Raw genomic sequence first — 20,977 nt, forward strand, 5'->3', positions numbered from 1 at the left:
TCAATTGTGCGGCACCGGTGCACGCCGCTGCTGGGAGGCCGACGCGCGATCAGCGCCTCAACGCGTCCCGCAACTGACACGGTCTTCGATGAGGCGTACCAAGCGAGGCCGGGTGACCCATCGGTACGTGATGATGCAGGTAGCCGGGGCGAGGCAGGTCGTGCCGTGGCGGGCGGGACCGTATTGCCGGACGAGGTGGGGCTCAACGGCAGCGTAATAGACATCCCGGTGCTGCTCCGCCCAGTCGACCAGAGCTGGCATGTGCACGTTGCCGTGAATGGCAACCACAGGCATGGCTGCCAACGGCCCGCCAAAACTCGGACACGTGGCGGCAGATTCTGGACGGGCTGCGGTAGCGTCGCGCAACGAGATCAGAATGGGGCGATCATGGGGAAATTCAGCCGCCCGGAAGCGACGTCGGGGGAGATCGACAAACACCTCCGCCGGTTTCTCGGCAAGCCCTTCAGCACCCTCGACGAGGAACTTCCCGAGGGGGCACCGATCCGTCTGCACGGCTTCGCCGAGGTCCCGTTCGACGGTCAGGTGACCCTGGTGACCGACGGTCTGGCCGAATTTGCCCGACGGCGTGCCTGGGCCCGTCCGGACGGTTACGCCCAGGAGTTGCTCTTCGTCGTGGACGGCCGGTTCATGGGGCCGGAGATACTCGACTTCGTGATGTCCTGCGCGGTGCGCTACGCCGAGCAGGGGCGGTTGCTCTCCTGGGAGGAACCGGTCCGCCTGGACGTCGAGGTGCCGCTCAGCGCCGGGATGCGATTCCTGCTGCCGACCCCCGCGGCCCTGTTCGACGAGGACTTTCAGTTCGTGACCAGTTCGGCCGGAGAGACGAACTTCTGTCTGCTGGTACCCGCCTACGAGGTGGAGGCCGATCTTCTGACCTCCCGGGGACCGGAGCAGCTCTACGACGCTCTGGAAGAGCAGGACGTCGACATCTCCGACCTCCGACGGGAGGCGCTGCGGGCACGCATCTGAAGTCTCGTGACGCGCGTCAGCTCGCCGTCCAGGGCCGGAGCTTCTCCGGATTACGGACCGCCCAGATGTGTGTGATCCGGCCGTCCAGGACGTGGAACGCCATCACCGCCACCGTGACGCCGTCCTGCTGGGCGACCAGGCCGGGCTGGCCGTTGACCGTGCGTTCCACCATCGTCAGCTCGGGTGCCCGGCCGGCGAGGTCGACGGTGTAGCGGGCGACCTGCTCGCGGCCGTGGACCGGGTGGGTCAGGGCGCTGGCGAGGCCGCCCCCGTCGGCGACCGCCGTGACGTTCGGGTCGAGCAGGCCGATGAGGGCGTTGATGTCCTGGGCTTCCCAGGCCCGCTTGAAGTCCCTGACGACGCCGGCCTGCCGGGCGGACGGGGCCGCGAGCGCCTGCGACGCGCGGATCCGGCGGCGGGCCGACGAGGCCAGCTGGCGGCAGGCCGCCGGGGTACGGCCGACGACCTCGGCCACCTCGGCGAAGGAGTAGCGGAAGACGTCGTGCAGGACGAACGCGACGCGTTCGGCCGGGGTCATCGATTCGAGTACGACGAGGAAGGCCATGCTGATCGACTCGTCGAGGGTGACTCGCTCGGCCGGGTCGGCGGTCGTGCCGCCCAGCCGCCCGCTGAACCACTCGGCGTCACCGGGCAGCGGCTCGGGGACCCAGTCGCCGACGTAGCGTTCCCGCCGGGCGCGGGCCGAGCCGAGCAGGTCGAGGCAGACACGGCTGGCGACCGTGGTCAGCCAGGCGCCCGGGACGGCGATGGCTTCCTGCTGCCGCGGGGTCATCGCGTACCAGCGGGCGTAGGTCTCCTGCACGGCGTCCTCGGCCTCGGCCAGGGAGCCGAGCAGCCGGTACGCCAGATTGATCAGCCGCCGCCGCTCGCTCATGATCGCGCTCAGGCCCGGATCGGCGTGGCCGTCCGTTGGCCCGGACTGGATTCCCATGGTGTCGCCGGCTCCCCTCGGTCGCGACTGCCCTCACCGGGTACGACGAGACAGCGCGGCGAAGTGTGAGGTCGGCGCGCCGCCTGACATTCTCGGCGACCGTGTCGTCGGACTGACGAGGCGAGCCGCCAGGGCGCCGCCGAGATCCTGGGAGGGAAACCCATGTCCACGACCGCCACGACCACGCAGGACGACCTCCGGTCGCGTCTGCCCAACCCGATGCCGTTCTTCCCCGAGATGGGAGCGATCGCCGGCGGCATGTCCAAGGCCGTCCAGAACGGTTCGGTGCCGCGGGCCACCATCAGCCTGCTGCACCTGCGCGCCGGGCAGATCGTCGGCAGCACCTACCACACCGTCCGGGCGACCGGTGACCTCCGCGAGGCCGGGGAGGCGGAGGAGCGCATCACCGCCGTCGCGTCCTGGCGGGACGCCCCCTATTTCTCCGACGCCGAACGGGTCGCGCTGGAACTTGTGGAGGCGGTCCTGACCTCGAACCCGTCCGGGGAGCGCGTCCCCGACGAGCTGTACGCCAGGGCCACCGCCCACTACGACGACAAGGCGCTGTGGACGCTCACCCTGGCGATCGGCCAGATGTGCTTCTTCATCCCCGTCGCCCTCATCGCCAGGCCGATCCCCGGCCGGGCCATCGGGGAGAACTACAGCAACTGACGCCCCTACCGGCAACGTGACATCCGGCGCGCCCGCCACCCGGGACGGGGCGGGCGCGTTGGCCATACTGTGACGATGACCGGTGATTACGAACCGAGCGGGTCGGCGTGGGTCCGCGAGCACGTCGAGCAGATCATGCGTACCGGCACGACTGAGGGGGTCACGATCAGTGGCCGGCCCACCGTGCTGCTGACCTACCGGGGCACCAAAACCGGCAAGGTTCGCAAGACCCCGGTGATGCGGGTCGAGCACGGGGGCCACTACGCGGCTGTCGCGTCCATGGGCGGCGCGCCGACCAACCCGAAGTGGTATGCCAGCCTGGTCGCCGAGCCGGTGATCGAGCTTCAGGACGGCGCGGCGACCGGCGAGTACCGGGCCCGTGAGGTGTCCGGGGACGAGAAGGCCCTCTGGTGGGGGCGGGCCGTCGACGCGTACCCGGACTACGCCGACTACCAGCGCAAGACCGAGCGCCAGATCCCGGTCTTCGTGCTCGAACCGGTTTCCGCGTAACCCTGAGCCCGGGGGTTGCCCTGAGGGGCAGCCCCGGGGTCGAGCTGGTGGTCTTCCCCGATGTCCCTGCCGGCCGGCGTCACTAGCGTCGGTCGGCAGTGGACTGTCGACAGACGGGGAGGACGTCCGATGTTCCAGCACCATCCGCAGGGGGCCGCCCGATGAGGCCCCGCCGCCTGGTCGCGGCGGCCACCGCCGTCGGCCTGGTCGCCGCCGGCCTCACCGCCACCACCGGCCCCGCCGCCGCCAGCTCCGGCGACTACTCGGCCCTCATCCGGCGCGCCTCGTACGGCGTACCGCACATCACCGCCCAGGACTTCGCGAGCCTCGGCTACGGCGTCGGCTACGTCCAGGCCGAGGACAACATCTGCATCATCGCCGAGTCGATGGTCACCGTCCGCGCCGAACGGTCCCGGTTCTTCGGTACGACCGGCGAGGCCGCGGCCAACGTCACCAGCGACCTGTTCCAGCAGAAGGTCATCGACGACCGGGTCGTCGAGCGGCTGCTCACCGGCCCCCGCGACGGCGTGCACTCGCCCTCCGACGAGGTACGCGACCAGATGCGTGGCTTCGCCGCCGGCTACAACGCCTACCTGCGGCGTACCGGGGCGGGGCACCTGACCGATCCGGCGTGCGCCGGCAAGCCGTGGGTGCGGCCGATCACCGAGCTGGACCTGTGGCGAGCCCACTGGACGAGCATGGTCCGGGCCGGCTCCGGCGCGGTCACCGACGGCATCGTCGCCGCCGCCCCGCCCACCGGCGGCGCCCCGGCCCGCCCCGGCGAGATCACCGGCCAGCTCCCGGCACCCGAGGCCGCCGCCGTGGTCGCCGCCCGCGACGGCGCACCCGCCGGGGTGGGCAGCAACGCGTACGGGCTCGGCCGCGACGCCACCGCCAGCGGGGCGGGCATGGTGCTGGCCAACCCGCACTTCCCGTGGGACGGCCCGGACCGGTTCTATCGCATGCACCTGAAGGTCCCGGGCCGCTACGACGTCGAGGGCGCAGCCCTGGTCGGCGACCCGCTGATCGAGATCGGGCACAACGGCCGGGTGGCCTGGAGCCACACCGTCTCCACCGCCCACCGCTTCGCCTTCCACCAGTTGACCCTGGCCCCCGGCGACCCGACCACCTACCTCTACGACGGCAGGCCCCGGAAGATGACCGTCCGCACGGTCACCGTCCAGACCCCGGGCGGGCCGGTCAGCCGTACCCTCTACGACACCCACTTCGGCCCCGTCGTCGTGGTCCCCGGCGTCTTCGACTGGACCGCCGGCACCGCGTACGCGATCAGCGACCCCAACGCGGCCAACAACCGCGCCCTCGACGGCTGGCTGGCGATGGGGCGGGCCAAGTCGGTGGCCGACCTGCGGACGACGCTGGACCGGCGGCAGTTCCTGCCCTGGGTCAACGTCATCGCCGCCGACCGCGACGGCACCGCCCTCTACGCCGACCACTCCGTCGTGCCCCGGGTCACCGACGACCTCGCTGCCACCTGCATCCCCGCCACCTGGCGCGACCTGTACGCCGACAGTGGCCAGGCCGTCCTCGACGGCTCCCGCTCCCGGTGCGAGCTGGGCAGGGACCCGGACGCGGCGGTGCCGGGCATCCTCGGCCCGGCGCACCTGCCCACCCTGGTCCGCGGCGACTACGTGACCAACTCCAACGACAGCTACTGGCTGGCCAACCCGGCCCAGCCCCTGGAGGGCTTCCCCCGCATCATCGGCGACGAGCGCACCGCGCGCAGCCTGCGCACCCGGATCGGCGTCCACCAGGTGCGCCAGCGCCTCGCCGGCACCGACGGGCTTCCCGGCACCCGGTTCACCCCCGCCAACCTGTGGACGGTCACCCTCGGCAACCGCGCCTACGGCGGCGAGCTGGTCCGCGACGACCTGGTCGAACTGTGTACGGCCCACCCGGTCGCCACCGCCTCCGACGGCACCCGCGTCGACCTGACCGCCGCCTGCGCCGCCCTGCGCGGCTGGGACCTGCGGGTCGACCTGGACAGCCGGGGCGCGCACCTGTTCACCGAATTCGCCCTCGGCGGCCTGCGTTTCGCCGACGCGTTCGACCCGGCCGCCCCGCTCACCACGCCGAGCCGGCTCGCCGTCGACGACCCTCGGATCCGCACGGCGCTGGCCGACGCGGTCCGCGCGCTCGACGGGATCCCGCTCGACGCCCGTCTCGGCGACATCCAGACCGAACCGCGCGGCGACGAACGCATCCCGATCCACGGCGGGCACCCCGGGGCCGGTGTCTTCAACATGACCATCGACCCGCTGGTGCCCGGCGTCGGCTATCCGAAGGTGGTGCACGGCACGTCGTTCCTGATGGCCGTCGAGCTGGGCCGCAACGGGCCGTCCGGCCGGCAGATCCTCACCTACTCTCAGTCGGCCAACCCGAACTCGCCCTGGTACGCCGACCAGACCCGGCTGTACTCGGGCAAGGGCTACGACACCATCAAGTTCACCGAACAGCAGCTCAAGGCCGACCCGAACCTGGTCACCTACCGGGTGGGGGAGCGCCGCACATGAGCAGCAGGAATGAGCCGAGACGCCCGGACCGGGCGGCTCGACCAACGGAGAGGCCCCACATGCGACGTCCAACCCTCGTCATCGCGTTGCTCGCAACGCTTCTGGGCTCGGCATGTGTCGAGGTGTACGGCTCGAACCTCACCAACTCCGGCTGGGTGGAGCAGTCCACCTGCCACAACGCTCCGCCGCTCAAGGACAACCAGGTCTGGACCGTGACCTGGGGTCATCTCTGACCATCTGACTGCGGACATGGTGGCTGGCCGCCGGGGAACCGACCCGGCGGCCAGGGCCATTGCCGTCAGATGGTCAGTGCAGCAGCGTCAGTACGCTGCTCAGCCTGCTTGCGCCCGTGGCCGGCACGACGGCCGTCGCTACGCCGCTGGCCCAGTCGTCGCGTCCGATCGGTGACGTCGTCACCGGGAACGTCACGGAGGTGCGACCTGCCGGCACGACGACGCTTGCGGGCATCGTCACGGCCGGGTTGTAGCTCTCGATCGTCACGAGCGTGCCGTCCGTGGGTGCGGCTGAGGCCAGCGTGATCGTGCCGGTGGTCGAGCCGCCGCCCACCGGCATGGATCCCCGCGCGAACAGGAACGAGGTGATGCCCGGCGGGTACACGGCCGGGAGGAGTGCGATCATGCCGGTGACCGAGCTGCCCTCGGCCGTCGCCGTCACGTGGACACGCACGCCGTGCCCGCCCTCGATGCGGGTGGTCGAGACCGGGAAGCCGCGCGTCGACGCCCCGGCCGGGATCGTCATACTCGCTGGCACGGCCACGCGTGGGTCGGAGCTTTCGAGGGTCACGACGGTGGGCTCGTCCGCCGGTGCGTCGAGGTACACGGTTCCCCCGGCCGGGGATGAGAGCCCGCTGATCATCTGGAACGGCAGCCTCAGGTATTCGACGATGCCGGTGTCGGCCTGCGCGGGTGCCGCCGCCCCTGACCCGGTGGCGAGGCCCAGTGCGACGGCTACGGCAAGCAGTGCGAATCGCTTACGCATGATGTGCCCCCTGAATCAGCCCCGCGCCCATCGCGGGCTCCATTCGGCAACACGCCGCCGCGCGGGGTTCGGTTCAGCCGCGGCATGTTCGGCCACCGGCATCCCGACCACCGTCCGTACCGTCCGCCGACAACGCCGCTGCGGGGCACACCGCTTCTTCCACGCGTATCGTGGCGACACCGCCGCCTGCCGGAACGGCGGCCGATCCGGGAAGGTGATCAATGCTCACGGGGCTGACGCTGCCACCGGCGGTCGAGGCGGAACGCGTCATCACCGCCGTGCTGGCCGACCTGCGCGCCGGCGTACACCGGGGCGTGGTGGTCGACTCCCCGCCCGGCGCGGGCAAGTCCACGCTGGTGGTGCGGGCCGCCGTCGAACTGGCCGCCGCCGGCGAGCCGCTGATCATCGTGGCGCAGACCAACGAGCAGGTCGACGACCTCATCGACCGCCTCGCCCGCAAGGCCCCCGAGCTGCGGATCGGCCGGCTCTCCGCCACCGACTACCGGCCGTCCGAGCGGGTCGAGGGCCACGAGACGGTCCGGGTCGCCGCGAAGGTCGCCGACCTGGCCGGGTCGGCCGTCATCATCGGTACGGCCGCCAAATGGGCCACCGTCGCCGAGGGCGTCTGGCCGTGGGCGATCGTGGACGAGGCGTACCAGATGCGCTCGGACGCCCTGCTGCGCGTGGCCGGCCGGTTCGAGCGGGCGTTGTTCGTCGGTGACCCCGGGCAGCTCGACCCGTTCTCCACCGTCGACACCGCGCGCTGGACCGGCCTGACCTGGGACCCGATGCAGTCGGCGGTGGTCACGCTGCTGCGGCACAACCCGGAACTGCCGGTGCACCGGCTGCCGGTGTCCTGGCGGCTGCCCGCCACCGCGGCGCCGGTGGTGGCGGAGGCGTTCTATCCGTTCACCGGGTTCCGGTCCGGCACCGGGCTCGCCGACCGGGCGCTGTCGTTCACCGAACCCGGGCCCGGCGACGCGTACGACGCGACCGTGGAGGTGGCCGCCGCCACCGGCTGGGGACTCTACGAGCTGCCGGCCCGGCACACGCTGCGTACCGACGGCGAGGCTGCGGCGGCCTGCGCCGACCTCGCCCTGCGGATGCTGCGGCGGGGCGCCGTCGCGGTCTCCGAGCAGGCGCCCGGCGGCGCGCCCGTCACGGCGGACCGGATCGCCGTCGGCGCCGCCCACCGCGACCAGGCGGCGGCGATCCGGGCCCGGCTCGGTGCGGCCGGCGCGGGCATCACCGTCGACACCGCCAACCGGCTCCAGGGCCGGGAGTACGACGTGACGATCGTGCTGCACCCGCTCTCCGGGCGGCGCGACGCCACCGCGTTCCACCTGGAGTCGGGGCGGCTCTGCGTGCTCGCCTCCCGGCACCGGCACGCGTGCGTCGTGGTGGCGCGGGCCGGGATCGCCGAGCTGCTCGACGCGCACCCGTCGACCGAGCGGGTGCACCTGGACGTGCCGGTGAAGTTCCCCGACGGCTGGGCGGCCAACCAGGCGATGCTCACCCACCTCGCCGCGCACCACGCCGGCTGAATGAGACCGGCCCGGTGTGTTCTTGAGAACATTGTTCGCCATTTGCCGGACCGGCCGGAGGGTGTCGTAGCGCGCATCCGTTCCATGATCGGTATTGCCGCCCGGAGCTGGAGGACGCCGTGCAGCGGGGGACGGCCGAATCCCTGTTCCGGTTAGTAAAAAGGTGATCGAATTCGCAGCACCGAGAATCGACCCGGCCATGACAGGTAAAGCGAGCCTTACCTTAAGGTGGACTCGTGGCACGACGACACTCCGCCATCCCTCACCCTCACCGGCTGACCGACGACGCCGCACCGGCGCAGCAGCCGGTGGGTGTGTCGCTGCTCGCCGATCTGCGCCGGGGACACCGGGCCACGGTCGTCAGGGTGGCCGACGACGCGCACCCCGCCACCGCGCGCCGCCTGGAGGATCTCGGGTTCACCACCGGCACCGAGGTGGAGGTCGTGCGCCGCGCCCCCCTGCGCGACCCGGTCGTCTACCGCGTCAAGGACTACGAACTCTGCCTGCGCCGGGCCCAGGCGCAGTGCGTGCTGATCCAAGAAATCGCCTGATGGACGCCGGATGCCACAGCGACGGCGCCAGCGGTGCCGTTGACACCGCCCTGCCCCGCATCGCCCTCATCGGTAGCCCCAACGCCGGCAAGACCAGCATCTTCAACGCCCTGACCGGCCTGCACGCCAAGACCGGCAACTATCCGGGCGTGACGGTGTCCCGGTTCATCGGCAGCACCCGGATCGGCGACCAGCGCTACGTGATCGAGGACCTGCCGGGCACCTACAGCCTCGAGCCGATCAGCCCCGACGAGCAGGTCATGGTCGACGTCCTGCACGGCCGGCTGGACGGCGAGCAGCCCCCGGATGCACTGCTCGTCACCGTCGACGCCACCACCCTGCGACGTTCGCTGCGCTTCGTCGCGCAGGTGCTGCGGCTCGGCCTGCCCACCTGCGTCGTGGTCACGTTCACCGACGAACTGGCCGGCCGTCAGGGCCACCTGGACGTCGAGGCGTTCGAACAGGCCCTTGGCGTGCCGGTGCTCCGGGTGATCGGCAACCGCGGGCAGGGCATCGACCGGCTGCGCGACCGGATCGTGCAGTGGCGGACGTGGACCGCCCCGGCCCTGCCACCACCCGCCGACCCGGCGGAAACGGACGCCTGGGCGGAATCGGTGCTGACGTTCGCCGCGTACCGGGCACCCGGGCGGCACCGGATCACCCAGCGCGTCGACGCCGTGCTGCTGCATCCGGTCTGGGGCACGATCGTGTTCTTCGCCGTGATGGTCCTGTTCTTCCAGACCGTGTTCACCATCGCCGCACCCCTGCAGGGCTACGTCGAGACGTTCTTCGGATGGCTGTCCGGGCTGGTCGCCAGGCACATCGACAACCACTGGATAGCCGGGCTGCTCGGTGAGGCGCTGCTCGGCGGCATCGGCGCGGTTCTCGTCTTCGTGCCGCAGATCGTGCTGCTGTTCCTGCTGATCGCGTTGCTCGAAGGCGTCGGCTACATGTCCCGCGCCGCGTTCCTCATGGACCGGGTGATGGCCCGCGCCGGGCTGGAGGGCCGCGCGTTCGTGGCGCTGCTGTCATCGTTCGCCTGCGCCATCCCGGGCATCATGGCCACCCGTACGCTGCCGTCGGCCAAGGACCGGCTGGCCACGATGATGGCCGCGCCGCTGATGACCTGCTCGGCCCGCCTGCCCGTGTACGTGCTGCTGATCGGCCTGCTGGTGGACCCGAAGGCACGCGTCGGACCCTTCGGCGCCCAGGGCCTGGTCATGTTCGGCATGTACCTGCTCGGCGCGGTGTCCGCCATGACCGCCGCCTGGGTCTTCAAGAAGATCAGCGACCGCCGTGGCGTACTGATGCCGTTCTACATGGAGATGCCGCCCTACCGGCTGCCCTCGGTGCGGTCCGTCCTCGTCGCGATGGGCCACTCGGCGAAGTCGTTCCTGCGCAAGTGCACGACCATCATCGCCGTCACCACGGTCGCCCTCTGGCTGCTGCTGAACCTGCCCGTGCATTCCGTCTCCGAGTTGCGCGCACACGGAGTCGACCCCGGCGACCAGACGGCCGTGTCCGCCTACGTCGCCGACCACAGCTACGCCGCCGACCTCGGGCGCCTCGTCTCACCGGTGTTCGAACCACTCGGCTTCGACTGGCGGATCAACGTCGGCATCCTGTCGGCCCAGTCGGCCCGGGAGACGTTCGTCGCCACCCTCGGCCAGGTGGCCGCCGCCGACGACCCCGAGCAGCCGACCCAGGCGCTACGGTCGATGACCCACTCGGACGGGCCCCAAGCCGGTCAGCCCCTGTTCACCGCACCGACCATCGCGGCCCTGCTGGTCTACTTCGCCTTCGCGTTGCAGTGCATGGCCACCATCGGCGTGATGCGACGGGAAACCGGCGGCTGGAAGTGGCCGCTGATCGCGTTCAGCTACCTGACTGTCCTGGCCTGGGTGATGGCCTACCTGGCGCGAACGATCGTGGCGCTGCTGGGCGGCTGAGCGGTGCTGATCCCGATCCACCCCCAGCCGGTCCCGGACCGCCCGGACCAGCTGCGCTGGATCACCCCCGGCGGCGTACTGCCCTTCCGCGGCGTCGCCGCGACCGTGCCGGACCCGCTCGACACCCTGCTGCGTGACGGCACCCTCGAAGAGGTACGGGTGGAAACGGCAGCCGTCGTGACCACGCTGCGTCCCGGCCGCACCTGGTCCGGCGAAGGCACGCGCGTCCGCTCGGCCCTGCACGCGGCCCTCGCCGACCCCGCCGGGTGGCGGCCCGGCGGCGCGACCGGCGAGACCGACGACGCGCCACTACGAGAGGCGGCACACGCCCTGCTCGACGGGCAGGTCGGCGAGTTCGCCCGCTCACACGGCGGCCACATCGAGCTGGTCGGTGTCCACGACGGGACGGTCACCGTCCGCCTCGGCGGCGCCTGCCGCGGCTGCCCCGCCTCGCGGCTCACCCTGCGCCACCGGCTGGAAGACCAGCTCCGCCGACGCTGCCCGGACCTGGTCGCGGTCAACGACGTCGCCGACCAGAGCTGAACTCAGCCGGGCAGCTGGAATTCCCCGTGGGCCAGGACTTCTGAAGCACTATTGAAATGTGACTGCGCCGGTGCCACTGGAATCCGTACCGTTCTCCGAGCTGCTGCGCCGGCCCGGGGAGACCACCGAGCGGCTGAGCCGCGCCCGGGCAGTCCGCCTGAGGCGCCGCGATGCCGGGGACCTCGTGCTGATGTCCGCCGACCGTGCCGAGGCCGAGGGTGAGGTGGTGGACCTGACCGCCCGGATTCTCGCTCGGCTCATGGACACTGTCCCGGACCTGGTAAGCGAATTGCTGCCCACCGTCCTACCCTGGGTGAGGTTTCTGCCTCCGGCCGACATCGCGACGATGGCACGCGAGTTGGCCAGCACGGCGCAGTCCGCAGCGTCGATCGGCAACACCGCGCCGCTCTCGCAGCTGCTCACCGAATGGCGCCACACCGCCGAGGTGTATGCCGACCCTGAGCTGCACACGGCTCTGTCCCGCCGCCCGCTCGACGACTTCGGGTCGGTGCCCCGGCCGGTCGACGAGTGAGCGCGAAGCGCCGCTGAGCATCCGGCGGCGCGGGGTTGGTGCTCTCGCTCCAACCCCGCGCCGTGCGGATACTGCTCGAGATCACCCGCACTGATGCCACAGAGGACGCATCACCGCTGTGGCGCGTGAGCTGCCGCTCGGGAGGTCCGGGTCAGTTGCCGCGCTGGTGTAGCAGGAGGTCGGCGACCACCGGTCGGTGGTCGGACGCCTCGGTCGCCATGGTGTCCGTGCCCACCACGGTGATGTCCGGCGAGACACTGATGACGTCGATCCGGCTCACCGGGTTGATCGCCGGGTACGTCTTGGCACCGGTCGGCGCGGTGTCCCGCAGGTCCTGCCAGAGGCCGGCCAGTTCGGGCGCCCCCGGCTGGGCGTTGAGGTCGCCGACCAGCACCTTCGGCCCGGAGTCGGCGGCCAGGATGTTCAGCGTGTCCGCGACCTGCATGCGCCGCACGGTCGGGTCCGCCCGGTAGTCGAGGTGCGTGGAGTACACGTGCACGTGCGCGCCCCGCACGTTGATCGTCACCTCGGCGAAGCCCGGCGCCGGTTCGGGCACCGGGTTGGGCACCTGGGTGGAGAGCCGGGTGAGGTCGTTGTTGACCGCGTCGAGGATCGGGTAACGGCTGAGCACCGCGACCCCGTACTGCCGGCGCGGCGCACCGGCGGTCAGCGGGTCGAAGTCGTAGATCGGCGCGAAGAAGGCCCGCATGCCCAGCCGCCCGGCGAGTTCCTGGGCCTCGTCGACGAAGTCGCTGCGGCCGTCCCAGTGGACGTCGACCTCCTGCAGGCCGACCACGTCGGCGTTGAGCGACCGGATCGCCTCGGCGGTCCGGTCGAGGTCGAAGACGTTGTCCTCGCCGGCCCCGGCGTGGATGTTGTAGGTGGCCACCCGCAGCGCCACGGGTGGCGCGGCCGATCCCGCGGGCTCGGCCGCGCCGGCCGGGGCGGCCAACGACAGCGGTGCCAGCGCGGCGGCGATCGCGGCGCCGACCAGGGCACGGCGGTGAATGCTCAGACTCAACGGATCCTCCAGATCGGACGGCGGACAGGATGAGGCGTTTCCTCCGGTACGAGCACGGTGCATGGTTCGCCCAGGTAGGGGCGTAAACGACGCTAAACGCCGATCATGAAGCCGGCGATGATCTCTTGCCGAAGGCGGTGTGGCCAGCCGGTTGCGCCTCGGTGGCGGGCGCCGCACGCGACGAGCCGGGCGGCCCGGCCACGGAGACCGGACCGCCCGGGTGTCGCCGGAGAAGGATCAGCAGGACTGGATCCAGCGGGACCGCACGCCCGCGTCCAGCGTCACCTCGTCGCCCGCCGCCACGGTGACCCAGTCGGTGTAGCCGTAGTTGGCGCCACCGGTCGCGTTCCAGTAGTAGACGAGGTCCGAGTCGACCGAGTCGATGAAGTCGTGCGGGTAGTGCACGTGGAACTGCACCCGGTAGCTGCCCGGGCGGACGTACGTGATGAAGGTGCCGTCGGGGTTGATGGTGGTCAGTTCGGCTCCGCCGGGCTGGTCGGGAGGCGACGCCACGTTGATGCGGGAGATCCCCTCGTTGCCGACCGGAGCGCCCACCTCGCAGGAGTCCCACACGCGGTTGTTGTTGCCGTCCACCCAGACGGTGCCGCGGATGATCGCTCCCTGTTCGACGGTGACGGTGTGCCGCGCCGTGTTGTTCTCCAGGGTCGTCTCCGGCGTCGTCGTCGCCGCGGTCGCCTCCACCGTCACGACGTCGCCGACCGTGGTGGTGGTGAGGGTCCCGCCGTAGTTCAGCGACTCGCTCGTCTCGCCCGGCCGCAGCGGGCCGCGGAGACACCGCCAGCCGGTCTGTCCGTCGGCGACGCCGTCGCCGAACGTGCAGTCCCACCCCTCGCTCCACCGCTCGCTGCCCTGCATCCCGGTCGGCACCGGGATGGTGACGGTCACCTCGCCCGAGGGGGAGTTCCCGGTGTTCCGGACCGACGTGGAGACATCCACGGACCCGGTGGGGAGCGCAGCCTGGGTGGTGTCGGCGGGCACGAATTCGAGATCCACCGTGCTGGGGATGTAGCGCACGCTGGCCCGGCCGGTGTTGTTGGTGGTCGACGACTCCGCGCCGGCGCTCGCCGTGGCGGTCACGGTCACCGCGTCACCGGCGGTCCCGGCCGGGAGCCCGAACGGGATGGCCAGCGGGTCGGCGACCTGGCCGGCGGCCAGCGGGGCGCGGGTGCAGGTCGCGGTGCCCAGCAGGTCACAGTGCCAGCTCGGCGGCACCACGAATCCGTCGGTGGCGAACCAGGCGCCGGCCGGGAGCGTGAACGCCACGCTCACGTTCTGGCTGGCCTTCGTGCCGGCGTTGCGGACGTCGAGGGTGAGGATCGACCAGCCGCCGCTGGCGGGCACCTCGACGGGGGAGACCGAGGCGGCGACCAGGAGGTCGGCCCGGGCGGGGGCGGCATTGGCCGGGGCGGCGGGGAGCAGGGCGGCGCCGAGTGCGGCCAGTGTGCCGACCGCGAGGCCGCTTCGGAGCAGACGATGACGGGGGGAGCGGGGATGAATGGACATCAGGTCCTATCGTCGGAGGGATCGACCGGGCGGTCGCCCGATCCTCGGGATCATCGGCGTCGTACACATAGATGAGCGCCAAGATCATGCCGGCCGTTACGCGGCACCGGCGGGGTCTGGCCTCCACAATGGAAGGTCTTTGATGCTCGACGACATCGACGTTCTGCGTGCTGCGGTGGCGGGCTATCGGGCGGCGGCGACGGCCACCGGTGTCCCCTGGCCCGATGGCGGCGACCGGAACGAGGGACTGCCGGCGGATGTGCTGTGCCGGGTCTTCGACGTGGACCGCATCCCCGAACAGTTGCTCTGGCTCCGCTCCCACGGCCTGCCGGTCGAACTGGTCCTGCCGGACGGGGCGTTCCTGCTGAAATGGAACGACGCCGAGGAGTTGCTGGAATACCTGTCCTTCTCGGTTGCGATCCCCTTCCACTGGCGGCATCAGCTGCCGCTGTTCTTCACCGACCATCTCCTCTTCACGTTCGTGCTCGCCGGCGACAACGCGGGGGAGATCTGGCGCTACCAGATCGACGCCGACGACTGGAACCCGATGCGCGCCGCCCCCAGCCTGGCCGCGCTGTTCACCCAGTGGACCAACGGGTTCGCGGCGGAGGCGTACTCCCGCTCGCCCTACGACAACTGGCTTCACATCGGTTACGACGGCGGCGACCCGATCGACCTGCTCCTGGAGCGGGACCTTGATCCCCTCGCCTTCCCCGTGTACGTCTCGTTGGGCACGCACGAGGGGTTGATCCGGGCCCGGCAACGGGAATGCGGTGTCGACATCGACCGGGCCGACGAGTTCGAGTCCCTCGAAGAGCTGCAGGAGGCCATCGCCGCGGCCTGCGCGTCGCTGCGCGGGTGACCCGGCGGCACGCGCTCCGGCGGGGCTTCCCGATCCCCCTGATGTGAATCGCGGCAAGGCTTACAGGGGTCGATGGATGGCCGGTTCGTGGCGTAGCCTAAGGAGGAGGCGAGGATAAGTGAACTCCGGGTAGTGGGGGCGGCGATGAGTCGACGAGTGCTCGTGGCGGGCGTGGGCATGGTCCCGTTCGCCACCCCGAGGACCAGCCAGACCTACGACGTGCTGGGCGAGCAGGCGACACGGGCCGCGCTCGCGGATGCCGGCGTCGACTATGCGCACCTGCGCCAGGCGTACGTCGGCTACGTGTACGGCGACTCGACGTGCGGGCAGGCCGCCCTCTACCGGGTCGGCCAGACCGGCATCCCGATCGTGAACGTCAACAACAACTGCTCGACCGGGTCGTCCGCGCTGTTCCTGGCCCGGCAGGCGGTCGAGTCCGGCGCGGTGGACTGCGTACTGGTGCTGGGGTTCGAGCAGATGCGGCGCGGCGCGTTGACGGCACAGTGGTCGGACCGGCCCACCCCGTTCGACCGGTTCGACGAGGTCTCGAACCGGATCCAGGGCGGCAGCGACGCGCCGCTGGCCGCCCGGTACTTCGGCGGTGCGGGCGCGGCGTACGCGCAGCGGTTCGGCACCCGGCCGGAGACCTTCGCCAAGATCGCGGTCAAGGCCCGCCAGCACGCGGCCAACAACCCCTACGCGGTGTTCCGGGACCCGGTCACCGTCGAGGAGGTCCTCGCCTCACCGCACATCCACGGCCCGCTGACCCGCCTGCAGTGCTGCCCGCCGACCTGCGGCGCGGCGGCCGCGGTGCTGTGCAGCGAGGACTTCGCCCGCGCCCACGGACTGCGCGGCGACGTGGCGATCCGGGCGCAGGCGATGACCACCGACCAGCCGTCGACGTTCGACAGCGGCGACCTGCGGGCCCTCGTCGGCTACGACATGACCCGGGCCGCCGCCCACCAGGTCTACGAGAGCTCCGGCGTGGGCCCCGAGGACCTGCGCGTGGTGGAACTGCACGACTGCTTCACCACCAACGAACTGCTGACCTACGAGGCGATCGGCCTGACCCCGGAGGGCACCGCCGAGAAGTTCATCGACGACGGCGACAACACCTACGGCGGCCGGGTGGTGACGAACCCCTCCGGCGGCCTGCTGTCGAAGGGGCACCCGCTGGGCGCGACCGGGCTGGCGCAGTGCGCCGAACTGGTCTGGCAGCTGCGCGGCCAGGCCCAGGCGCGGCAGGTGGCCGACGCCACCGTGGCGTTGCAGCACAACATCGGCCTCGGCGGCGCCGCCGTCGTGACCCTCTACGAGAGGCTGAGCTGACCGATGCCCGTCGACCCGGACCAGGCCAGGGCGCTGGCGTTCGCGCCGATCACCGTCACCGTCGAACCCGGCCGGCTGCGGTTCTTCGCCAAGGCCATCGGCGAGACCGACCCGGTCTACGTCGACCTGGCCGCCGCCCGGCAGGCCGGCCACCCCGACCTGCCCGTACCACCCACCTTCTTCTTCAGCCTCGAGATGGAGGGGCCGGACCCGTGGGGGTACCTCGCCGAGCTCGGCGTCGACCTGCGCCAGGTCCTGCACGGCGAGCAGTCGTTCACCTACCACTCGATGGTGCACGCCGGTGACACCGTCGCGCTGCGCACCCGGATCGTCGACGTGTACGCCAAAAAGGGCGGCGCGCTGGAGTTCCTGGTCCGCCGGACCGACGTCACGCGCGGGGGTGACCTGGTGGCCGAGGCGACCTCGGTGATCGTCGTACGAAACCCGGAGGTGCCCCGATGACCACGGCAGACATCCAGGTCGGCACCGAGCTGCCGCCGCTGCGACTCCCGCCGCTGTCCCGGACCACGCTGGCGCTCTTCGCCGGCGCCTCCGGCGACCACAACCCGATGCACATCGACCTCGACGTGGCCCGCTCCGCCGGGCTCGACGACGTGTTCGCCCACGGCATGCTCTCCATGGCGTACCTGGGTCGGCTGCTGACCAACTGGGTGCCGCAGGACCGGATCCGCTCCTACCGGGTGCGCTTCGCCGCGATCACCCCGGTGCACGCCGCGCCGACCTGCACCGGCCGGGTCGTCGCCGTCGCGGACGGGCTGGCCACCGTCGAACTCGCCGTCACCCTCGCCGACGGCACCACCACGCTGACCGGCGAGGCGGTCGTCGCCATCAGCTGACCGGTCAACGACCTCACCTGACATCCGCGAACGAAAGGCGTGCGGCCCATGGCAAAGCTCGACGGAAAGGTCGCGATCGTCTCCGGCTCCGGCCGCGGCATCGGCCGGGAGATCGCCCGCAAACTCGCCGCCGAGGGCGCCGCGGTGGTGGTCAACGACCTCGACGACGCGCCGGCGAAACAGACCGTCGCCGACATCGTGGCCGCGGGCGCCCGGGCGGTCGCCTGCGTCGGCAGCGTCACCGAGGACGGCTTCGCGCAACGGTTCGTCCACACGGCGGTGGACGGCCTCGGCGGCCTGGACATCATCGTCAACAACGCCGGCTACACCTGGGACACCGTGATCCAGAAGATGACTGACGAACAGTGGAACGCCATCCTCGAGGTGCATCTCACGGCGCCGTTCCGGATCCTGCGCGCCGCCCAGCCGGTGATCTCCGCCGCCGTCAAGCGGGCCCAGGCGGCCGGTGAACCGGTGCCCACCCGCAAGGTCGTCAACATCTCCTCCGTCGCCGGGCTCAGCGGCAACGCCGGCCAGGCCAACTACGCGGCGGCCAAGGCGGGCGTCACCGGCCTGACCAAGGCGCTGGCCAAGGAGTGGGGCCGCTACAACGTCACCGTCAACACGGTCGCGTTCGGGCTGATCAGGACCCGGCTCACCGAGGCGGCCGCCGGCGGCGACAGCACCATCGACGTACAGGGCCGGCAGATCAGGGTCGGCGTCAACCCCGACCTGATGTCGGCCGCGGAGCGCATGATCCCGCTCGGCCGGGCCGGCACGCCGGCCGACGCGGCCGGCGCGGTCTACCTGCTGACCATCCCCGAGTCCGACTACGTCACCGGCCAGACCCTGGTCTGCGGCGGCGGCTTCACCCTCTGACCTCCCCGCCGTGGCACCGCAACCCGCCGCGCCGGCCTCTCCCGCCCGGGGCACCCGGCCCCGCAACCGGCGGGCGCTGATCCTCGCCGCCGCCACCGAACTGTTCTACCGGCGCGGCTACGACCAGCTCACCATGGGCGACCTGGCCGAGGCGGTCGGCATCGGCCCGTCCGCCCTGTACCGGCACTTCACCGGCAAGCAGCACCTGCTGCGCGAGGTGCTCACCGACGGCCTCGCGCCGGCGCGGCGGGTCCTGACCGAACTCGACGTGGCCGACCGGGCGGCCGCCCTGCGCCGCCTGGGCGCCCTCGCCGTCGACCACCGGCCGCTCGGCCTGCTGTGGCAGCGGGAGGCCCGGCACCTGACCAACGAGGACCGGGCCGCCTTCCGCGGCGACCTGCACCAGATCGGCGCGCTGCTCACCGGCCACGTACGCACCCTCCGCCCGGGCATCGACCCGGCCGCCGCCGAACTGCTCGCCTGGTCGATGATCGGCGTCCTGACCAGCATCTCCTTCCACCGGGTCGAGCTGCCCCGCCCCGGCTACGACGACCTGCTCGCCGAACTGGCCGGCGCCGTGCTGGACACGCCACTGCCGGACGGCTTCACCGCCGCGCCACCGCCCCGCCCCGGCTTCGTCGCCCTGGTCCCGGCCTCGCGCCGCGAGGCGCTGCTCAACGAGGCCGTACGGATGTTCGCCGCGCACGGCTACACCGAGGTCGGCATCGAGGAGATCGCCGCCGCGGTCGGTATCTCCGGCCCGAGCGTCTACCACCACTTCCCCAGCAAGCTCGACCTGCTGGTCACCGCCCTCCGGCGCGGCGCCGCCGCCCTGCTCACCGATGTCTCCGCCGTCTACCGCACCGCGACCGGCGCCGGCGACGGGCTCGGCAGGCTGGTCCGCTCCTACCTCGGTTTCACCCAGGCCCACCACGAGCTGGTCGACCTGCTGATCACCGAGGTCGACCACCTGCCGGACGACGAACGCCGGCACAGCCGCCAGACCCAACGTGACTACCTCGACGAATGGGTGCACCTGCTGCGCGCCGTGCATCCCGGCCTCGACCCCGCCGCCGCCCGGGTCCGGGTCCAGGCCGTGCTCACCGTCGCCAACGACGCCGCCCGCACCCCCCGGGTACGCGCGAACCCGGCCCTGCCGGCGGCACTGGAGGCCATCGCCACCCAGCTGCTGCACCTGCCCGACTGAGCCCGGACCTGTTGCGCGGTTCTGCCCGACCGCCAGGGGTGTTCCTGGTGGCCGGGCAGACGTGGCGCCGGGCGGCGGCCGGGGTCAGCGGGAGATCTCCTCCAGCGTGCGCCGGCGGGTCTCGATGCCCGCGACCAGCACGACGACGAGGGCGACGGCCGACGCGATCACGAACGACAGGAACACCGAACCGGCACCGAGGCTGGTCCCGAGCAGCGCCCCGACCAGCAGCGGCGAGAGGATGCTGGCCAGCCGGTTGATGCTGCTGCACGCCGAGGTGGCCCAGGCACGCATCCGGGTGGGATACAGCTCGGCGGTGTACAGGTACAGCGTGCTGGTCGGGGCGGTGGCGCCGACGGCGAACACCACCGCCGCCGCGAGCAGCATCGGCCACCGGTGCACGCCCATCAGCCCGACGCCGACGAAGCCCACCAGCGCGCCCCCGGTCATGATGACGAAGCTCCAGGTCAGCAGCGGTTTACGCCCGACCCGATCGGCCAGGAACGCGGTCACGTAGACCATGGCCAGTTGCAGCGCGCCGACCAGGACGGTCAACGCCAGCGCCTGCGTCGTCCGCAGGCCGCCGACCCGGACGTACAGCGTCGGCATCCACACGGCGTAGCCGTAGCCGACGAAGAAGGTCAGGAACCAGATCGCCGCCAGCATCAGGGTGCGCCGCCGGTAGGCCGGGGCGAGGAGTTCACCGAGCCGCAGGCTGCCCCGGGCCGCCGGCGGAGCCGCCCGGGGTGGTGCCAGCTCGACCCCACGTGCCCTGGCCTGCTGTTCCATCCGCGCCACGTACGCCTCGGCCTCGGCGCGGCGGCCCCGCTGCGCCAGCCAGCGGGCCGATTCGGGCAGGCGCAGCCAGGCGTAGCCCGCGACGATCACCGGCAGGGCGCCGACCGCGAGCAGCACCCGCCAGCCGGCGTCCTCGCCGAAGCTGCGCAGCGCGACGATCCCGACGATCGGGGCCGCGAGCAGCCCCCAGTTGAAGGTGGACTGGTAGGCGACCGCGACCCGGCCCCGGTTGCGGGCGCCCAGGTATTCGTTGATCAGGGTCGCCGCCACCGGCACCTCCGCGCCGAGGCCGAGGCCCTGCACCGCGCGGAGCAGGCCGAGGCTGGTGGGGCTCCAGGCGGCGGCGCACACGGCGGAGAAGACGCCGAAGGTGACGAGGGAGAGGATGAACGCCGGCCGTCGCCCGAACCGGTCGGCGAGCGCGCCGATTATCAGCGCCCCGAGGAACTGCCCCAGGTAGCCGGCGGAGACGAGGATGCCGGCCTCGGCGGTGCTGATGTCGAAGTACGCGATGACGACGGTCAGGATGACCGCGATGCTGGTCGAGTCGAACCCGTCGAAGAAGGTGCCGACACCGAGCGTGCCGGCGAGCCGGTAGTGGAACGGAACCACCGGGATGCGGTCGATACGGGCGGGGATGTCGTCGGTTTCCGGGGGCGCGCTGCCGGTCGGTACGTCGGGGACCGACGCTGTCTGTCGAAGCTGACCTCTCTGCTGCATCGGGGGCTCC

General features: G+C 71.7%; 21 protein-coding genes. 16 read left to right on the forward strand and 5 right to left on the reverse strand.

What is annotated here, in order from left to right; genetic code table 11:
- The first annotated feature begins 387 nt into the window (after positions 1-387).
- Positions 388-990: a suppressor of fused domain protein gene (locus ACIRG9_RS01925; RefSeq protein ID WP_402848721.1), complete on the forward strand. Its 603-nt coding sequence runs from the start codon at positions 388-390 to the stop codon at positions 988-990.
- A 16-nt stretch (positions 991-1,006) separates the two neighbouring features.
- Here the strand turns inward: ACIRG9_RS01925 and sigJ are convergent, their stop codons facing one another.
- Positions 1,007-1,942, reverse strand: a complete 936-nt coding sequence (sigJ, locus tag ACIRG9_RS01930) for an RNA polymerase sigma factor SigJ (RefSeq protein WP_402848723.1) — start codon at positions 1,940-1,942, stop codon at positions 1,007-1,009.
- A gap of 162 nt (positions 1,943-2,104) precedes the next feature.
- On the opposite strand from sigJ, the gene ACIRG9_RS01935 reads away from it, so the two are divergent.
- The 4 genes from ACIRG9_RS01935 (at position 2,105) to ACIRG9_RS01950 (ending at position 5,885) form a co-directional block, all read left to right on the forward strand.
- Entirely contained in the window at positions 2,105-2,611 is a 507-nt protein-coding gene (locus ACIRG9_RS01935; protein WP_402848724.1) for a carboxymuconolactone decarboxylase family protein, read from the forward strand.
- 75 nt (positions 2,612-2,686) lie between these two features.
- Positions 2,687-3,121 (forward strand): nitroreductase family deazaflavin-dependent oxidoreductase, encoded by a 435-nt coding sequence (locus ACIRG9_RS01940; RefSeq protein ID WP_402848726.1) that lies wholly within the window; start codon positions 2,687-2,689, stop codon positions 3,119-3,121.
- A gap of 161 nt (positions 3,122-3,282) precedes the next feature.
- Entirely contained in the window at positions 3,283-5,652 is a 2,370-nt protein-coding gene (locus ACIRG9_RS01945; RefSeq protein WP_402848729.1) for an acylase, read from the forward strand.
- Between the two features lie 59 nt (positions 5,653-5,711).
- Positions 5,712-5,885: a hypothetical protein gene (locus ACIRG9_RS01950; protein ID WP_402848731.1), complete on the forward strand. Its 174-nt coding sequence runs from the start codon at positions 5,712-5,714 to the stop codon at positions 5,883-5,885.
- 73 nt (positions 5,886-5,958) lie between these two features.
- On the opposite strand, the gene ACIRG9_RS01955 is transcribed toward ACIRG9_RS01950, so the two are convergent.
- Positions 5,959-6,651 carry a hypothetical protein gene (locus ACIRG9_RS01955; protein WP_402848733.1) on the reverse strand — a complete coding sequence of 231 codons (693 nt, stop codon included), beginning with the start codon at positions 6,649-6,651 and terminating at the stop codon, positions 5,959-5,961.
- 221 nt (positions 6,652-6,872) lie between these two features.
- Here ACIRG9_RS01955 and ACIRG9_RS01960 point away from each other — a divergent pair, with 221 nt between their 5' ends.
- The 5 genes from ACIRG9_RS01960 (at position 6,873) to ACIRG9_RS01980 (ending at position 11,770) form a co-directional block, all read left to right on the forward strand.
- The gene (locus tag ACIRG9_RS01960) at positions 6,873-8,195 is read left to right on the forward strand and encodes an AAA domain-containing protein (protein ID WP_402848736.1); all 1,323 of its coding nucleotides are present in this window, start codon (positions 6,873-6,875) and stop codon (positions 8,193-8,195) included.
- Between the two features lie 236 nt (positions 8,196-8,431).
- Positions 8,432-8,746, forward strand: a complete 315-nt coding sequence (locus ACIRG9_RS01965; RefSeq protein WP_402848739.1) for a ferrous iron transport protein A — start codon at positions 8,432-8,434, stop codon at positions 8,744-8,746.
- A complete protein-coding gene (locus ACIRG9_RS01970; RefSeq protein WP_402848742.1) occupies positions 8,746-10,695 on the forward strand; it encodes a ferrous iron transporter B in 1,950 nt (649 codons plus the stop codon). Before ACIRG9_RS01965 ends, ACIRG9_RS01970 begins: the two co-directional genes overlap by 1 nt.
- A gap of 3 nt (positions 10,696-10,698) precedes the next feature.
- Complete coding sequence (locus ACIRG9_RS01975; protein WP_402848745.1) at positions 10,699-11,238, forward strand: NifU family protein; 540 nt, start codon at positions 10,699-10,701, stop codon at positions 11,236-11,238.
- A gap of 58 nt (positions 11,239-11,296) precedes the next feature.
- Positions 11,297-11,770, forward strand: coding sequence for a hypothetical protein (locus ACIRG9_RS01980; protein WP_402848747.1), 474 nt, complete (start codon positions 11,297-11,299; stop codon positions 11,768-11,770).
- A 151-nt stretch (positions 11,771-11,921) separates the two neighbouring features.
- On the opposite strand, the gene ACIRG9_RS01985 is transcribed toward ACIRG9_RS01980, so the two are convergent.
- Together ACIRG9_RS01985 and ACIRG9_RS01990 are read right to left on the reverse strand one after the other, a co-directional pair.
- Positions 11,922-12,791, reverse strand: a complete 870-nt coding sequence (locus ACIRG9_RS01985) for an endonuclease/exonuclease/phosphatase family protein (protein ID WP_402848750.1) — start codon at positions 12,789-12,791, stop codon at positions 11,922-11,924.
- Between the two features lie 237 nt (positions 12,792-13,028).
- Positions 13,029-14,315: a hypothetical protein gene (locus ACIRG9_RS01990; protein ID WP_402848753.1), complete on the reverse strand. Its 1,287-nt coding sequence runs from the start codon at positions 14,313-14,315 to the stop codon at positions 13,029-13,031.
- A 142-nt stretch (positions 14,316-14,457) separates the two neighbouring features.
- Here ACIRG9_RS01990 and ACIRG9_RS01995 point away from each other — a divergent pair, with 142 nt between their 5' ends.
- The 6 genes from ACIRG9_RS01995 (at position 14,458) to ACIRG9_RS02020 (ending at position 19,449) form a co-directional block, all read left to right on the forward strand.
- The gene (locus ACIRG9_RS01995) at positions 14,458-15,177 is read left to right on the forward strand and encodes a hypothetical protein (protein WP_402848755.1); all 720 of its coding nucleotides are present in this window, start codon (positions 14,458-14,460) and stop codon (positions 15,175-15,177) included.
- Between the two features lie 144 nt (positions 15,178-15,321).
- Positions 15,322-16,506: a lipid-transfer protein gene (locus ACIRG9_RS02000; RefSeq protein ID WP_402848758.1), complete on the forward strand. Its 1,185-nt coding sequence runs from the start codon at positions 15,322-15,324 to the stop codon at positions 16,504-16,506.
- Between the two features lie 3 nt (positions 16,507-16,509).
- Positions 16,510-16,968 (forward strand): MaoC family dehydratase N-terminal domain-containing protein, encoded by a 459-nt coding sequence (locus tag ACIRG9_RS02005; RefSeq protein WP_402848761.1) that lies wholly within the window; start codon positions 16,510-16,512, stop codon positions 16,966-16,968.
- On the forward strand, positions 16,965-17,363 hold the full coding sequence (locus tag ACIRG9_RS02010) for a MaoC/PaaZ C-terminal domain-containing protein (RefSeq protein WP_402848764.1): 399 nt from the start codon (positions 16,965-16,967) through the stop codon (positions 17,361-17,363). Before ACIRG9_RS02005 ends, ACIRG9_RS02010 begins: the two co-directional genes overlap by 4 nt.
- Before the next feature lie 48 nt (positions 17,364-17,411).
- Positions 17,412-18,242 (forward strand): SDR family NAD(P)-dependent oxidoreductase, encoded by an 831-nt coding sequence (locus ACIRG9_RS02015; protein WP_402848766.1) that lies wholly within the window; start codon positions 17,412-17,414, stop codon positions 18,240-18,242.
- Positions 18,243-18,252: 10 nt separating this feature from the next.
- Complete coding sequence (locus tag ACIRG9_RS02020) at positions 18,253-19,449, forward strand: TetR/AcrR family transcriptional regulator (protein ID WP_402848769.1); 1,197 nt, start codon at positions 18,253-18,255, stop codon at positions 19,447-19,449.
- Between the two features lie 84 nt (positions 19,450-19,533).
- Here the strand turns inward: ACIRG9_RS02020 and ACIRG9_RS02025 are convergent, their stop codons facing one another.
- Positions 19,534-20,967: an MFS transporter gene (locus ACIRG9_RS02025; protein ID WP_402848771.1), complete on the reverse strand. Its 1,434-nt coding sequence runs from the start codon at positions 20,965-20,967 to the stop codon at positions 19,534-19,536.
- Positions 20,968-20,977: the final 10 nt, after the last annotated feature.

The organism is Micromonospora sp. NPDC093277 (assembly GCF_044765245.1).
Classification (GTDB): Bacteria; Actinomycetota; Actinomycetes; order Mycobacteriales; family Micromonosporaceae; genus Micromonospora.

Coding starts and splice junctions, on each gene's coding strand:
- ACIRG9_RS01945 (WP_402848729.1), top strand. CDS start 3,283: ATGAGGCCCCGCCGCCTGGTCGCGGCGGCCACCGCCGTCGGCCTGGTC.
- ACIRG9_RS02015 (WP_402848766.1), top strand. CDS start 17,412: ATGGCAAAGCTCGACGGAAAGGTCGCGATCGTCTCCGGCTCCGGCCGC.
- ACIRG9_RS01995 (WP_402848755.1), top strand. CDS start 14,458: ATGCTCGACGACATCGACGTTCTGCGTGCTGCGGTGGCGGGCTATCGG.
- ACIRG9_RS01970 (WP_402848742.1), top strand. CDS start 8,746: ATGGACGCCGGATGCCACAGCGACGGCGCCAGCGGTGCCGTTGACACC.
- ACIRG9_RS01950 (WP_402848731.1), top strand. CDS start 5,712: ATGCGACGTCCAACCCTCGTCATCGCGTTGCTCGCAACGCTTCTGGGC.
- ACIRG9_RS02025 (WP_402848771.1), bottom strand. CDS start 20,967: ATGCAGCAGAGAGGTCAGCTTCGACAGACAGCGTCGGTCCCCGACGTA.
- ACIRG9_RS01925 (WP_402848721.1), top strand. CDS start 388: ATGGGGAAATTCAGCCGCCCGGAAGCGACGTCGGGGGAGATCGACAAA.
- ACIRG9_RS02000 (WP_402848758.1), top strand. CDS start 15,322: ATGAGTCGACGAGTGCTCGTGGCGGGCGTGGGCATGGTCCCGTTCGCC.
- sigJ (WP_402848723.1), bottom strand. CDS start 1,942: ATGGGAATCCAGTCCGGGCCAACGGACGGCCACGCCGATCCGGGCCTG.
- ACIRG9_RS01940 (WP_402848726.1), top strand. CDS start 2,687: ATGACCGGTGATTACGAACCGAGCGGGTCGGCGTGGGTCCGCGAGCAC.
- ACIRG9_RS01935 (WP_402848724.1), top strand. CDS start 2,105: ATGTCCACGACCGCCACGACCACGCAGGACGACCTCCGGTCGCGTCTG.
- ACIRG9_RS01960 (WP_402848736.1), top strand. CDS start 6,873: ATGCTCACGGGGCTGACGCTGCCACCGGCGGTCGAGGCGGAACGCGTC.
- ACIRG9_RS02005 (WP_402848761.1), top strand. CDS start 16,510: ATGCCCGTCGACCCGGACCAGGCCAGGGCGCTGGCGTTCGCGCCGATC.
- ACIRG9_RS02010 (WP_402848764.1), top strand. CDS start 16,965: ATGACCACGGCAGACATCCAGGTCGGCACCGAGCTGCCGCCGCTGCGA.
- ACIRG9_RS01990 (WP_402848753.1), bottom strand. CDS start 14,315: ATGTCCATTCATCCCCGCTCCCCCCGTCATCGTCTGCTCCGAAGCGGC.
- ACIRG9_RS01955 (WP_402848733.1), bottom strand. CDS start 6,651: ATGCGTAAGCGATTCGCACTGCTTGCCGTAGCCGTCGCACTGGGCCTC.